Consider the following 12,245-nt stretch of genomic DNA (forward strand, 5'->3'; position numbering starts at 1 on the left):
TCTCGACTCACGAACAAAATCTTTTATTTCTTCAATAGTTTCATTAGTTATATCATTCAATTCTTTATAAAATTTTTGATATATCAATCTTCTCTCATCATCGACTACTTTTTTAAACTTTTTTATTCCAGACATCCCATTCATGATTAAGTGTATTTCTCAAGACACTCCCAATTTTACTAAGCCAAGCTAAAACCTCATCTGAAGTATAAGATTTATCAAACTCATCAATAACTTCTTTAATAAAAGACAATGATGGATGGTCTTCTCCTAAAAATGCAAGACTCTCTAAAAATGCACTTTGCCGTAAAGTTATAGCTTTTTTAATAAGTTCTTCCTCTGTTAATCTTAATTTTTCATCTTTTAAATCTTCGAGAATTTCTCTTAAATTCCCTGTATCATGATAAAACTTGTATATAGGAGGAACTTTAGGTAGGAATATGGGTTCACTTCGGTTAAAGTAATAAACAGGGTAATCATACTTCTGTTCATTTTCAACTCGTTTTTGTATATCCACTTTCTCAGTTACCTCTCTTAGTTCCATTAAAAAGTTTAATGGTGCTCTTGCCCAATCCCAATCCGCTTCAGGTATTGATAGTTTTTTGTATTGTATTTCTAGGTTTCTATCCCAACTCCTTGAATATGACTCGTGGTAGTGTGTACTATGTCTCCATTCGCCTTCATAATCATAATATGATAATACTACAGCCCATGAGTCATGACTTTCAAATGTAATATCCGTATATAATAAGAAGCCTCTAGGGAGTAACCAGATTACTCTTTCTTCATCAGAGTCGTTAAATATTGGTTCCTCAGGCACTAAAGTGTCATCTTCTTTTTTTTCTTCTTTAAAGTCAGGTTTCTTCCCTCTAGGGGGAGGGGTTAATAGAGGTTCTTCCCAAATAAGTCTCTCTAATTCCTTATATGATTTATCTAAATCCCCCAGCTTCATGCTTAGAGCAAACCTGCTTTTAAAGAAATCAGGTAATAGATACTCACCATTCTCTTCTTCTAAGGAGATAGGAATGAATTTTTCTTGTTTTGTATCTTTATATACATCAGGTGTAATAATTAAAGTTTCAGTCCCCACTCCACCATGTCTACCATTTGCTTTTTCACAATAAGTTTTATCACAAATTACTAGAACTTTATCCGCAACTTTAATGCTTTCCTCCATAAATTGAAAACGGTCATGGCCCACAACTCCATGCCATCTATCAAGAATAACGTCAACACCAGATTTCGCCACTAATTTTTCTGCTAATTCAAGAACCCACTGTTTATGAGTTTCTGATGACCAACTATACGATATAAAAACTTTAGGTACTATTTCTTCGTATCCCAATTACCTTACCCCTTTTAACTTTTTATCTAAATTTTAACATAATATTCGCATAAAAATTTATTCATTGGTAACAAAAGGTAAAAATAGAGCGGATAGTTTTCATTTAAGTTTCATATTCTTAAAACTTTACATAATGACTAGACTAGAATTATTTAAAAGCGGTTCAAACATCACAACTAGATTAACCCCACCCAGTGCCTAGTAAAAGAACTATCTCCCTTTTAGAACGAGTATCCCTTATTTCACCTGTAAGAAATTTCATCAAATTGTATTGTACGTCAACTTAGAATTGTACACCCCTTCTTAACGTGTGATGTATCAAAAAGAAATTGCAATGAGTTCAGTCAATACCTTAACAAACAAATAGACAGATACCTTTATATTTCACGGAAAATTGATAGGTTCATCCTCTCCGACCGTCTAAATTTTTTTTATTTTGACGACACAAAAGCTATAAGTAATTTTATAGTTTTTGTGTATTTTTATTAAAAATAACCTTTTGTATTTACCCTCTACCGCCCTTTGTTATTTTTGTGTTCCTTATTTCTATAATTTGCTAGAGAACGATAGGAGGTTGAATTTATGGAATTAAAAGTTTCTGAGGTAGCTAAAATTTTAAAGCTATCTGAAAATCGTGTTTATGTGCTTACAAAACAAGGGGTAATTCCATCGGTAAAGGTAAGCGGTTCTGTTAGGGTCTTACAGAATGACTTAGAAGAATATATTAAAGGTGGTGAAAACAATGATACTGAATGAACTTGGTAAACTTTACTCAGTTGAAATTGTAGCGGAGTTATTAGATGTTGAAGAGCAAACTATCCGTAAGTGGATAAAAGAAGGAAAGTTAAAGGCTATAAAACTTGCAGGAACAACTTTGAAAGTATCGAAACCGAACTTGAAAGGTTTGTTTTACAGGCATAATATCAATCATCAAAGGAAGGAAACTAAAATGGATAAATTAACAGTAGAAAAAACCGCTCGTATTCTTAATGATTTTAATATTATCTTTAGCGAAGGGGCGGTAAAATCATTAGTACAACGCCAAATACTAAAAACTGTTCCTTTAGATTATGGAAAAAGGCTAGCACTAAGAGATAAGGCTAATCGAGGTGAATATAAAGCGTCTCAAGCAACTTATGGCTATTCTATTAACCCTATTACTAAAAAGCTAGAAGTGAATGAGGAAACGGCTACCATTGTTAAAGAGATTTTCAGACTTTATCTTTATGAAGGTTGGGGCATGTTTAAGATATCAAATTATCTTATGAAGAATGGTACCCATGCACCTAGAAAGGGTAAGAAATGGCACCAGAACACTATTAAGGGTATTCTTAACAATCAGGTATATTGGAAAGTTAGTTCATTGTAAGGAAGAAACATTAAATACCCTTGCAAAATCTGAATTATACAAGAAGAGAAAGCAACTTAAGCCTGAAAAACAAGTTATAATAGAGAATGCTCATCTTGCCCTTATTTCAAAAGAGGATTTCCAAGCAGTTCAAGAACTTATGAGAAGAAAAGGGAAACAAAAAAGTAACGGTAAAGAAAGCCTTTTTGCTCATATTGCCCAATGTGCCGACTGTAAGAGCGGTATGCACTTCAAACCTGATAGACGTAATGGGGCTTATGTATGTGGGGGATATGTTAAGCATACAACCTCCTATTGTTCCTCTCATATTATTGAAGAGAGATTGTTGCTCAATGCCGTTAAAGCTGATATAAAAGCCATGATAAAAGATACTGTAAAAGTTGAAAACTTTATGGTATCGCTGAGAACAAAGCAAGTTCTTTACAATCCTCTCTTACAAAGGAACTAAAGCAAGTTGAAAGGAAAATTGATAAGTTAAACAATCAGGTAAGTAGTTTACTTACACTTCATGCTGATGGGGCTATAACAACGGAAATGTTTAAACAACAAAGTGAACGTATTTCCATTCAACTTCAGGAGTTGGCTGATAGGAAAGCGAACTTACAATCCGCTTTAGCGACAAAAAAAGATAATACAGAACAATTACAAGCCTTCAAAAAGGAAGTAGAACGCATTTCAGAATTAGAGTTTGAAGATGAAAACATACTGAAACAAGTTCTACAAAGGCTTATTAACAAAACAGAAGTATTTGGGGAAGAAAAGATTAAGATACACTACAATCTTTCCCCCTCTCTTTCTGCTTAATTAGGTACAATTTAATTGAATGTATCTTTTAAAACAAGTTTCACTATCACTTCCACATGCGCCGTATGCGGAAACATATCAACTGGCTGCATGTATTCGATCTTGTAGTCTTTTGACATGTATTCGAGGTCTTTTGCTAGTGTAGACGGGTTGCAAGAGACGTAGACAAAGCGTTTTGGTTTGACTTGTTTGACGGTATCTAGGAAAGTGCGTTCGCAGCCTGTTCTTGGCGGGTCGACGACGATAACATCGGGACGGAAGCCTTCTTTGACCCATTTTGGCAGCCAGTGTTCGGCTGTGCCTGTCACATAAGTTGCATTTTTCATGCCGTGTTTTTTGGCATTTTTCTTCGCGTCATCAATTGATTCTTTGATGACATCCATACCTCTTACTTCTTTTGCTCCATCTGAGAGCCACATTCCAATGGTTCCAACGCCGCAATACGCATCGACTACCTTTTCTTTGCCAGTCAGTTTGGCCGCTTTTTTCGCTTCGTCGTAAAGCTTTAATGTCTGCTTCGGATTCAATTGGAAGAAAGCCCGTGCACTCAATTCAAATGAGACGTCTCCTAAAAATTCTTGGATGACCATGTTGCCAGCTAGGAGCGATGTTTTATGCCCAAAGATGACTGACGTTTTTTCGCCATTGATATTGTGCATAATAGACGTCACTTCTGGCAGACGTTTTTGAATGGCTTCGGCGATTTCTTTTTTCTTTGGAAACTCAGGCTTTGATGTGACAAGGACGACTTGTACTTCACCTGTTTCAAAGCCGACACGCACAACAATCGAGCGCACGTCGCCTTTTCTTGTCCGCTCGTTGTAGACAGATACGCCGAATTTCTCTAAAATTTTGCGGACGACGCCTGTTGTTTTGTTCGTTTTCGGATGCTGGACGATACATTCCTTGATCGGAACAAGTTTATGAGAATTCAGCCCATAAAGCCCTGCGATGATGTCGCCGCTATGTGATCTTCCGACTTGGAACTGACTTTTATTCCGGTAGTGCCATGGATCTTCCATACCGATTGTTGGTCTAATGTCGATCTTTTCAACCGACAGCTTTGTATGACGCTCCATTGATTGAATGACAATATCGCGTTTTTCCTTTAACTGCTGCTCGTATGCCAAATGCTGAAGCTGACAGCCTCCGCACTCTTCGTATACTGGGCACGGCGGTTTCACTCGATGTTCTGAGCGCTTGCGGACTTTCCTCACCGTACCTTCTGCATATTTCGCTTGAACATTCGTTGCTTCAACTACTACTTCCTCACCTGGAAGTGCACCTGGGACAAAGACCACTTGCTTTTTAAAATAACCGACCCCTTCCCCATTAATGCCAAGGCGTTTAATGGTAAGCGGGAACTGCTGCCCCTTTTGCAGAAGGGCTCCTTGCTGTTTTTCTTTCACGTTTATTCTCTCCGTTCTATTTAAACCTTTATCGGTTGTCCTCATTTTATTCCATCTGAATAGTATATCACGACTTGGACGAAGAGAGAAAATGCCTTTCAATTATTTATCTGTCTCTATACTTCTCCATAAATAAAGGGAGGCGTAGCTTAAATAAGGTGCCCACTCCTTGCTTAAAACTGCCATCTCTTCTTTTGTTGGCTTTTCTGGCAGGTCAAAGTGACGTTTGATCGCATTTTGAATCCCGATATCTGCCATTGGAAAGAGATTTGGTCTTCCAAGTCCATTCATGAGGACATTTTGAACCGTCCAAGGTCCAATCCCTCTAATCGGAAGCAGACGTTCTTCAATTTCAATATCCGTTAAGTCGTGTAATTCTTCTAAATTCAGAGAGCCACTCACTATTCGCTTTGAGACATCAATCACATATTCCGCTTTTCGCTGACTGAATTGCAGTTTTCTCAAATCGTCGGTTTCAAGTGATGCAATGGTATCCGGTAAAGGGTCAAACCAGACGCCGTCGATTTGCTCACCATACGTATGAACAAACCGTTTCGTCAGCTCATAAGCAAATGCAAGATTGAGCTGCTGATGAATGATGCATTTCATCAAGCAATGATATAGATGGAAATCCAGCATAAGCGGCGTTCCGATATGACGTTCAAAAATGGGCGCAAGATTTGTTTGAGCAAAATGGTCATGCACGGCGTGTAATTGATGCTCCATGCCAAATATCCGCTTCACCTCAGAAAGGATCGCTTCCTCCGGCCCGTTAGCCTGTATCCGGAACGAAGGCGCTTCTTTTGTTCCTGTCGCTTGAACGACTGCAACGTACGGTTTATGATTCAGCCTCATCGGTACTTTGATTTCTCTTTTATCCAGATCGACCGCCTTTAATGGATCGCTCGACAAACGTCTCAGCACTTGATCGAAGTGATAGGGCGGTTCAACCAATAGGTGTTTTTCCCACATGTTTTTCCTCTTCCTTTCTGCCAACACACGCAGATGTGATTGTTTCACTTTGCATGAATGATTCTCTATATTGAATACTTTTAAATATAAAGAGTACAAGAATTTATCAGTTATATCTTCCTTATTTATGGTCATTCTCCTTTTGGATAGATGAAATTTTTTAGTCGAATTCAGCTAAAATTCGACAGCAATCTTCAACATTTTAGGATCATTTTCCTTAAATTAGAAATAGAACCTATGGGTGATATCTTCTATCTCAAAAATATTTGTATAATTATGACATATCAAGGAGGTGAACAAAGGAATTAGCGGATTAGGCAATCATTTGTTTCATCTTGCAGGAACATATTTACCTCATTGATAACCGGCTTCACCTAGTTTCACGTTTTACTAAAAGAAGACCCAAAATTTAAAAACAAAGGAGATCCGACCAATGAAAAAAACAATTCTTTCTGTTGCCCTTGCCACTGCTGTTTCTTCGACACTACCAGTATTCGCTGACGCTGCTGAGCAAAAAACTGCTCCAGTTTCAACAACTATTCAGCAAACTGTGTTAAACAAAGCTGCTGAAGGTAAAGCTTCAACAAATGCGACAAATGTTAACATTAACTTTGACGTACTTGGAATTGCCAATGCATTAATTAATGCTGCAAATGCTAACACGAACCGTGAAGGCTTTGTCAAAGGATTAATGGAGTCTGCTTTCTATGCTGCTGGCGCAAAATACAATGTCATGGTCTTTAACTTAAGCCAAGGCTATGAGACTCGTTTCAACGGTGTTAAAACGTTTGCTACTGTTAAATACGGAAGCATTACGTACGGAGTTTGGGTATTTGAAAATGGATCTTTCACAAACAAAGGTGATGGCGGTTACATCAACTGGGCATTTAGAGGTTGGTTCGACCGTAACGGTGGTTTCGTCAACTTCCGTCGTCCTTAATTCTCGCTTTATCCATCAATCATACACGCACATTGGACCGATCTCAGCGATGAGATCGGCTTTTTTATGGTGAAAACGTATAAGTTCACCGCCGGTGCTTCATGATATAATGCAAGTCTGGAGGGGTGCACATGCTGAAAAAACTTGCAATGACAAAAAACGGCGACTTGATTGAACATGCAACATTGCAGCAGCTTTCAAGCCCCGATATTGCTTGGTATTGGATTGATTTTTATGCGCCAACGGAAAAGGAAGCAGCACTGTTAAAGGAATTTTTTCAGTTCCATCCGCTTGCGATTGAAGATTGCTTCCATTATTTACAGCGGCCAAAGCTTGATTTTTATGAAGGGTATTTATTTTTCGTCCTTCATGCCCTCAATCAAAAAACACTTCGATCTGAAGAAGTCGACCTGTTTGTTGGAGAAAACTATATCGTTACTTTTCATTTGAAGGAAGCACCCTACATTGATCGAGTCATTCGAAAGCTCAAAGGGTCTGATAAAGCACGAGAGAGCGGTCCAGAGCATATGGCTTATATGCTGATTGACCAGCTCGTCGATGATTATTTTCCTATTATTTATCAAATTGAGGACAGGCTCAATGAAATCGAGGATGAAGAAGGGCATAAAACGTATGGTACCTTAATGAACGAAGTATTCGGTATTCGATCCGATTTGCTCAAACTGCGCAGAACCATTATTCCGATGAGGGACCTCTTATATCGAATTGTGAACACGAATATGATGAAAAGCGATGCAAACCGGCAAGCATATTTTAATGATATTTATGATCATCTATTGAAACTAACAGAAATCGTTGAGTCAAACCGTGATATGACAGCCGATTTACGAGACAGCTATCAAACACTAAATTCCAATCGAATGAATGCCATCATGATGACACTGACCATTGTCTCGACGATTTTTATTCCACTGACCTTTATTGTTGGGGTGTATGGGATGAACTTTGATAACATGCCTGAATTACACTGGAAATATGGCTATTTTGGCGTACTGATTTTCATGGGTTTGCTTGTCTCAGGGATGCTTTTGTGGTTTAAACATAAAGGATGGTTTAGGATTTTCAAATAGTTTTTTTGAGAGAAGTGCTTGAAAGGGAGATACTATGGAAAACTGGATTCCACTGACAGACAAAGAACTAAAGTACGCATGGAAAACATTTGATCAAAAGTTTAAATTTAACCCAAGCATCTCTCGCTTTCCCGGTTTTCAAGCACCCTCTCCTTACATCACATATGATATCTCTGGAGAATGGAGAGTTCCTGTGCTCCCAAATGGAGATGACTATTTCTTTTTATCAAAAGAGATGACCTGGGGTTTACTAGGACATCCTTGGGAGCAGAGCATCACGATTTTCGGTGAGGGCTTGATTGACTCCTTTACTCGTCATCGTCCCCTTTTGTTCCAGCGTAAAATAAGAGAAGGATAAGTCAAAAAGCTTGCAGATGTCTGCAAGCCTCAGATTGTTGACAAAGGGCTAAAATGTTGTTTATTTTAGCCCTTTGTCTTCGTTTCAGCGTGATAGAAAACCTTTGCAGTCTAGGAAGGACGAGTACTGGCGCGGAGCTAATTTGACATTCGTGAGCACCAGCACGCAGGACTGACAAAGAATGCGAGGGTTTGGCTACACGCTGAAGCTTGCAGTGTCTGCAAGCTTTTTCTATAGCTGAGGGAGATGCCATACTTTTTCAAGCATGAGATCGTCTAAGCTTTTAAAGGTATATCCTTGTTTTTTTAAAGCAGTGATGGCATCATCAAGTGCCTCGGCATTGTCCCTTGAGACGGTATGAAGTAAGTAAATGGCACCCGGATGCGCCTGTTTCATCATTTGATTGTACGCATACTGTTTTCCTTTTTGATGGTGGATGTGCCAATCTACAAACGCTACTGACCAGAAAACGGTTTGGTAGCCAAGCTGTTTCGTTTCCTTTAGTACCCTTTCACTGAACACCCCGCGCGGTGGACGAAGGTAGAGGTTATCTTGTTTTCCTGTGATTTTGTATACCGCTTCATTGACACGATCTAGCTCTTCTTTGATTTCTTTCGTGCTCTTTGTTGTTAAATCTGGATGGTGATAGGAATGGTTGCCAATAATATGACCTTCCTCTGCCATACGTTTGACGAGCTTAGGCTGGTCCTTTACGAAGTGCCCAGTCACAAAAAAGGTGCCGGGTACTTGATGTTTTTTCAGCACGTCCAAGATTTTGGGTGTGTATCCATTCTCATAGCCATTGTCGAATGTAAAATAAATCTCTTTCTTTTTCGTATTTCCTAAATAGAAAGCATCATATTTCTTTAAGAGTGTCGTCAGTTCCTTGCCGGCATCTGCTGGCTTGTGCTCTTTGCTTTTAGCAAATCCCCAATGAATCGGCTGATTAGACACGGCTTCTAAGTTTGAAAAAGGCATCGATACAAAAAGCGCACATAGACAGATCAGTATGCATTTTTTCATTTACGTCACTTCCCGGTTTTTCTTCTATTGTGCAGAATATACCGGGTACTCATACACTTTTTGACCTGCCAATTTAAAGAAAAAAGCCCGCATCAGCGCGAGCTATTCTTCCTTCCAATCGGTTTTAAACCGTTCATATTTCGCTTCTAGGTCGTCAATCATCTGGATGAGTCTGTCTATATCCTCAACGTCTGTGGATTCAGGATCTAATGAATCAATCACATTCATAAACATATCTAATCGGTTCTTTAAATAATCAACCTGCTGCTCTTTGCTGTCTGCTGCCTTGCCCATAGATACACTCCCTTTAGCATTTGTTTATAGCTTATCTTTTTTTCCTTTGTAAATCAATTGTGTCCCCTCTTGCGTATAACGGTGATGGGGCTTAAAATTAACTGTTGGCGGGTCTATGTTTGCCCGAATGAAAAGGAGATAGATACCATGAACCAAAAAACAGCACTTCGTCCGATTACACCTGCATTCGACCCTTGGGAAGCCTATCTCGATGTGCAGGATTACGGAGAAATGAAGCTGACAAATATTGAATTGACGACAACGACGTTGTGTAACATGAGATGTGAGCACTGTGCGGTTGGCTATACTTTGCAGCCAAAAGATCCGAATGCACTGCCACTCGATTTACTGCTTCGCCGTTTAGATGAAGTACCGCTCTTGCGTTCCCTTAGCATCACAGGCGGAGAGCCGATGCTGTCTCTGAAATCTGTACGGGAATATGTCGTTCCTTTATTAAAGTATGCCCATGAACGCGGCGTCCGTACCCAAATTAATTCGAATTTAACACTTGATTTGGCTCGATATGAAGAGATTATTCCATACTTGGATGTCCTACACATTTCACATAACTGGGGAACAGTCGAAGAGTTTGCTACGGTTGGTTTTGCAATGATGGACCGAAAGCCAACCTTTGAGCAGCGCGAAAAATTGTTTAACCGCATGATTGAGAATAGTCAGGCACTTGTGAAAGCGGGTGTAACCGTATCTGCTGAAACGATGCTGAATAAGCGTACGCTTCCTTATATTGAACACATCCATCGTCAAATCGTGGACGAGATGAAATGCCAGCGCCACGAAGTTCATCCGATGTATCCAAGTGATTTTGCGAGCGCCCTTGAATCATTGTCGCTTCCGCAAATGCGGGATGCGATTCATCAGCTGCTCGATGTTCGTGATGAGAACACATGGATGCTGTTTGGCACATTGCCATTTTATTCATGCAGCACAGATGAAGAAGACCAGCGCCTCTTGACTCGATTGCGTCAAGCGAAAAATGTGACAGTACGAAATGACCCTGATGGCCGTTCACGGTTGAATGTGAATATTTTTGATGGGAATATTATTGTGACAGACTTTGGCGATACACCACCATTAGGAAATATTGAAACCGATACGTTGCAATCAGCTTATACATGCTGGATGAACACAAAATTGGCAAAAGAACTGAATTGTCATTGCCCAAGTGTGCAATGCCTTGGTCCGAATGTTCTTGTGAAAAACAGTTATTATCAAGATGTTGATTTTACTTCTCGTACAGCCAGGGGGTAACCGATAGATGGACGAAACATTTCTGACAGTGGTCAAGAACAAATACATTGAAATTCTCCTTGTTGGCTTCATTCTTTGGCTTGCCGTCTTTATGATCAACAAAGCGCTTCAGATTTTCTTTAAACGAACTGAATTCATTGAAGATAAAAAGAAAAAAACGATTGAGAGCTTGGTCAAATCGGTTTCAAAGTATACAGCTTCCATATGTTTTGTCTTATATGTGATTTCTCTATTTTTTCATGACTTTGGGAAGATTCTTGCGGGGGCTGGTGTTGCTGGAATTGTCATTGGTTTTGGCGCTCAGACCTTGATTCGTGATATTTTAGCCGGCATCTTCCTCATTTATGAAAGGCAAATTCATAAAGGTGATTATGTGACGGTCAATAATCTTTTTAACGGAACCATTGAAGAAATTGGTCTCCGGTCTTTGCAAATTAGAGAATGGAGCGGCAAGCTTTTAACCATTTCAAACGGAGACATTCGTCAAATCCAAAACTACAATATGCACTACATGCGTATCACAGAGTCAGTCTTGATCAGCGCAAACCAAAATCCTGATATTGCTTTCAAGGCGCTAGAAACAGCATGTGATCAGTTAAATCAAATGCATCATGATTTACTGAAAAAAGATGAATTCCAAAACGCCATTGAACCTTTTCAGGTTCATGGCATTATGGGGCTCAATAAATTGAATCGCGGGATTGAGATCACCGTAAAAGGAATGGTCGAGGATGAAAAATACTTCGAAGCCGCCCTCGCTGTGCGAAAAGAAATGATCACACAACTTCATCAGCATGATGTGAAATTGCTTGAGGATCTCGTCTATCCACAGCCTGCAAAATAACCTCATTTGTGATGAGGTTATTTTTTTGATTGTTTTTAGTTAACCAGTTAATTATAATATTATATAGTTCACCGGTTAACTAAAAGAAAGGATGTTTACATTGAGAAAAACTGAAGCGATTTTTTTTATTAAGCAAATGTATCAAGAGGTGTTAATCCAATTAGATATAGAAAAGGTGGAGACTTATTTTTCTTCAGAATATCAGCAAGTCACTGATGGAAAGGTCTCTTCCCTTGAAGAATTTAAAAAGCATCTCTCCACATTAAAATTCATGACCAAACAGCTCGACATCCCCGCCTTTCATGATATGTTGTTTGATGAAGAGACTCAGCAAGGGTGTTTTCGTTACACTGTATATGTTGAGCTGTCCACAGGAGACCACGGTCTAATAGATGTGATGGCGTTATTTACTTTATTAGATGGTAGAATCATTCGGTGTGATGAGCTGACTAGACCGCATGAGAAAAATAAGACGCTTGAACAACTTGGACATATCAGCTAAGGAATTCTTTTCTTTTCAGCCCTCT

Annotated in this window: 14 protein-coding genes and 1 pseudogene; 10 read left to right on the top strand and 5 right to left on the bottom strand. The window is 39.1% G+C overall.

Annotated elements, in window-relative coordinates:
• Window positions 1–112: 112 nt before the first annotated feature.
• Window positions 113–1,345 (bottom strand): SEFIR domain-containing protein, encoded by a 1,233-nt coding sequence (locus MHI20_RS16305; RefSeq protein ID WP_340939850.1) that lies wholly within the window; start codon window positions 1,343–1,345, stop codon window positions 113–115.
• A 582-nt stretch (window positions 1,346–1,927) separates the two neighbouring features.
• Between MHI20_RS16305 and MHI20_RS16310 the strand changes: the two genes are divergently transcribed.
• The 4 genes and pseudogenes from MHI20_RS16310 to MHI20_RS16325 all read left to right on the top strand — a co-directional run bounded on the left by MHI20_RS16310 (window position 1,928) and on the right by MHI20_RS16325 (window position 3,518).
• A complete protein-coding gene (locus MHI20_RS16310; RefSeq protein WP_340939853.1) occupies window positions 1,928–2,101 on the top strand; it encodes a helix-turn-helix domain-containing protein in 174 nt (57 codons plus the stop codon).
• Window positions 2,088–2,802, top strand: a pseudogene (locus MHI20_RS16315) (recombinase family protein); the annotation flags it as partial. The gene MHI20_RS16310 and the pseudogene MHI20_RS16315, both read left to right, overlap by 14 nt.
• A 51-nt stretch (window positions 2,803–2,853) precedes the next feature.
• Complete coding sequence (locus MHI20_RS16320; protein ID WP_340939861.1) at window positions 2,854–3,162, top strand: recombinase zinc beta ribbon domain-containing protein; 309 nt, start codon at window positions 2,854–2,856, stop codon at window positions 3,160–3,162.
• A gap of 86 nt (window positions 3,163–3,248) precedes the next feature.
• The gene (locus MHI20_RS16325) at window positions 3,249–3,518 is read left to right on the top strand and encodes a hypothetical protein (protein ID WP_340939863.1); all 270 of its coding nucleotides are present in this window, start codon (window positions 3,249–3,251) and stop codon (window positions 3,516–3,518) included.
• Window positions 3,519–3,529: 11 nt separating this feature from the next.
• Here the strand turns inward: MHI20_RS16325 and rlmD are convergent, their stop codons facing one another.
• Both rlmD and MHI20_RS16335 read right to left on the bottom strand, forming a co-directional pair.
• Window positions 3,530–4,927 (bottom strand): 23S rRNA (uracil(1939)-C(5))-methyltransferase RlmD, encoded by a 1,398-nt coding sequence (gene rlmD, locus MHI20_RS16330; RefSeq protein ID WP_414642649.1) that lies wholly within the window; start codon window positions 4,925–4,927, stop codon window positions 3,530–3,532.
• Between the two features lie 102 nt (window positions 4,928–5,029).
• A complete protein-coding gene (locus MHI20_RS16335) occupies window positions 5,030–5,899 on the bottom strand; it encodes a DNA-3-methyladenine glycosylase family protein (protein WP_024720251.1) in 870 nt (289 codons plus the stop codon).
• Window positions 5,900–6,332: 433 nt separating this feature from the next.
• Here MHI20_RS16335 and MHI20_RS16340 point away from each other — a divergent pair, with 433 nt between their 5' ends.
• The 3 genes from MHI20_RS16340 to MHI20_RS16350 all read left to right on the top strand — a co-directional run bounded on the left by MHI20_RS16340 (window position 6,333) and on the right by MHI20_RS16350 (window position 8,288).
• Window positions 6,333–6,839 (top strand): hypothetical protein, encoded by a 507-nt coding sequence (locus tag MHI20_RS16340; protein ID WP_024720250.1) that lies wholly within the window; start codon window positions 6,333–6,335, stop codon window positions 6,837–6,839.
• Window positions 6,840–6,970: 131 nt separating this feature from the next.
• Window positions 6,971–7,930 carry a magnesium/cobalt transporter CorA gene (gene corA / locus MHI20_RS16345; protein ID WP_340939870.1) on the top strand — a complete coding sequence of 320 codons (960 nt, stop codon included), beginning with the start codon at window positions 6,971–6,973 and terminating at the stop codon, window positions 7,928–7,930.
• Between the two features lie 34 nt (window positions 7,931–7,964).
• Window positions 7,965–8,288 carry a DUF2716 domain-containing protein gene (locus tag MHI20_RS16350; RefSeq protein ID WP_340939874.1) on the top strand — a complete coding sequence of 108 codons (324 nt, stop codon included), beginning with the start codon at window positions 7,965–7,967 and terminating at the stop codon, window positions 8,286–8,288.
• A 231-nt stretch (window positions 8,289–8,519) separates the two neighbouring features.
• Here MHI20_RS16350 and pdaA read toward each other — a convergent pair whose 3' ends face one another.
• Entirely contained in the window at window positions 8,520–9,311 is a 792-nt protein-coding gene (pdaA, locus tag MHI20_RS16355) for a delta-lactam-biosynthetic de-N-acetylase (RefSeq protein ID WP_039168013.1), read from the bottom strand.
• 102 nt (window positions 9,312–9,413) lie between these two features.
• Window positions 9,414–9,605 carry an SE1561 family protein gene (locus MHI20_RS16360; RefSeq protein WP_003218031.1) on the bottom strand — a complete coding sequence of 64 codons (192 nt, stop codon included), beginning with the start codon at window positions 9,603–9,605 and terminating at the stop codon, window positions 9,414–9,416.
• 147 nt (window positions 9,606–9,752) lie between these two features.
• Between MHI20_RS16360 and yfkAB the strand changes: the two genes are divergently transcribed.
• From yfkAB to MHI20_RS16375, 3 genes are all read left to right on the top strand, one after another.
• Window positions 9,753–10,874, top strand: coding sequence for a radical SAM/CxCxxxxC motif protein YfkAB (gene yfkAB / locus MHI20_RS16365; RefSeq protein WP_061418374.1), 1,122 nt, complete (start codon window positions 9,753–9,755; stop codon window positions 10,872–10,874).
• Window positions 10,875–10,881: 7 nt separating this feature from the next.
• The gene (locus MHI20_RS16370; protein ID WP_061418371.1) at window positions 10,882–11,718 is read left to right on the top strand and encodes a mechanosensitive ion channel family protein; all 837 of its coding nucleotides are present in this window, start codon (window positions 10,882–10,884) and stop codon (window positions 11,716–11,718) included.
• A 91-nt stretch (window positions 11,719–11,809) separates the two neighbouring features.
• A complete protein-coding gene (locus MHI20_RS16375; protein WP_243173166.1) occupies window positions 11,810–12,220 on the top strand; it encodes a nuclear transport factor 2 family protein in 411 nt (136 codons plus the stop codon).
• Window positions 12,221–12,245 lie beyond the last annotated feature (25 nt).

It is taken from the genome of Bacillus sp. FSL K6-1106 (genome assembly GCF_038005245.1).
GTDB lineage: Bacteria > Bacillota > Bacilli > Bacillales > Bacillaceae > Bacillus > Bacillus altitudinis.

Bases quoted from the DNA above. Each gene is read 5' to 3' on its own strand.
- MHI20_RS16310 (WP_340939853.1), top strand. From the start codon at position 1,928: ATGGAATTAAAAGTTTCTGAGGTAGCTAAAATTTTAAAGCTATCTGAA.
- MHI20_RS16320 (WP_340939861.1), top strand. From the start codon at position 2,854: ATGAGAAGAAAAGGGAAACAAAAAAGTAACGGTAAAGAAAGCCTTTTT.
- MHI20_RS16325 (WP_340939863.1), top strand. From the start codon at position 3,249: ATGTTTAAACAACAAAGTGAACGTATTTCCATTCAACTTCAGGAGTTG.
- MHI20_RS16335 (WP_024720251.1), bottom strand. From the start codon at position 5,899: ATGTGGGAAAAACACCTATTGGTTGAACCGCCCTATCACTTCGATCAA.
- MHI20_RS16340 (WP_024720250.1), top strand. From the start codon at position 6,333: ATGAAAAAAACAATTCTTTCTGTTGCCCTTGCCACTGCTGTTTCTTCG.
- corA (WP_340939870.1), top strand. From the start codon at position 6,971: ATGCTGAAAAAACTTGCAATGACAAAAAACGGCGACTTGATTGAACAT.
- MHI20_RS16350 (WP_340939874.1), top strand. From the start codon at position 7,965: ATGGAAAACTGGATTCCACTGACAGACAAAGAACTAAAGTACGCATGG.
- pdaA (WP_039168013.1), bottom strand. From the start codon at position 9,311: ATGAAAAAATGCATACTGATCTGTCTATGTGCGCTTTTTGTATCGATG.
- MHI20_RS16360 (WP_003218031.1), bottom strand. From the start codon at position 9,605: ATGGGCAAGGCAGCAGACAGCAAAGAGCAGCAGGTTGATTATTTAAAG.
- yfkAB (WP_061418374.1), top strand. From the start codon at position 9,753: ATGAACCAAAAAACAGCACTTCGTCCGATTACACCTGCATTCGACCCT.
- MHI20_RS16370 (WP_061418371.1), top strand. From the start codon at position 10,882: ATGGACGAAACATTTCTGACAGTGGTCAAGAACAAATACATTGAAATT.
- MHI20_RS16375 (WP_243173166.1), top strand. From the start codon at position 11,810: ATGTTTACATTGAGAAAAACTGAAGCGATTTTTTTTATTAAGCAAATG.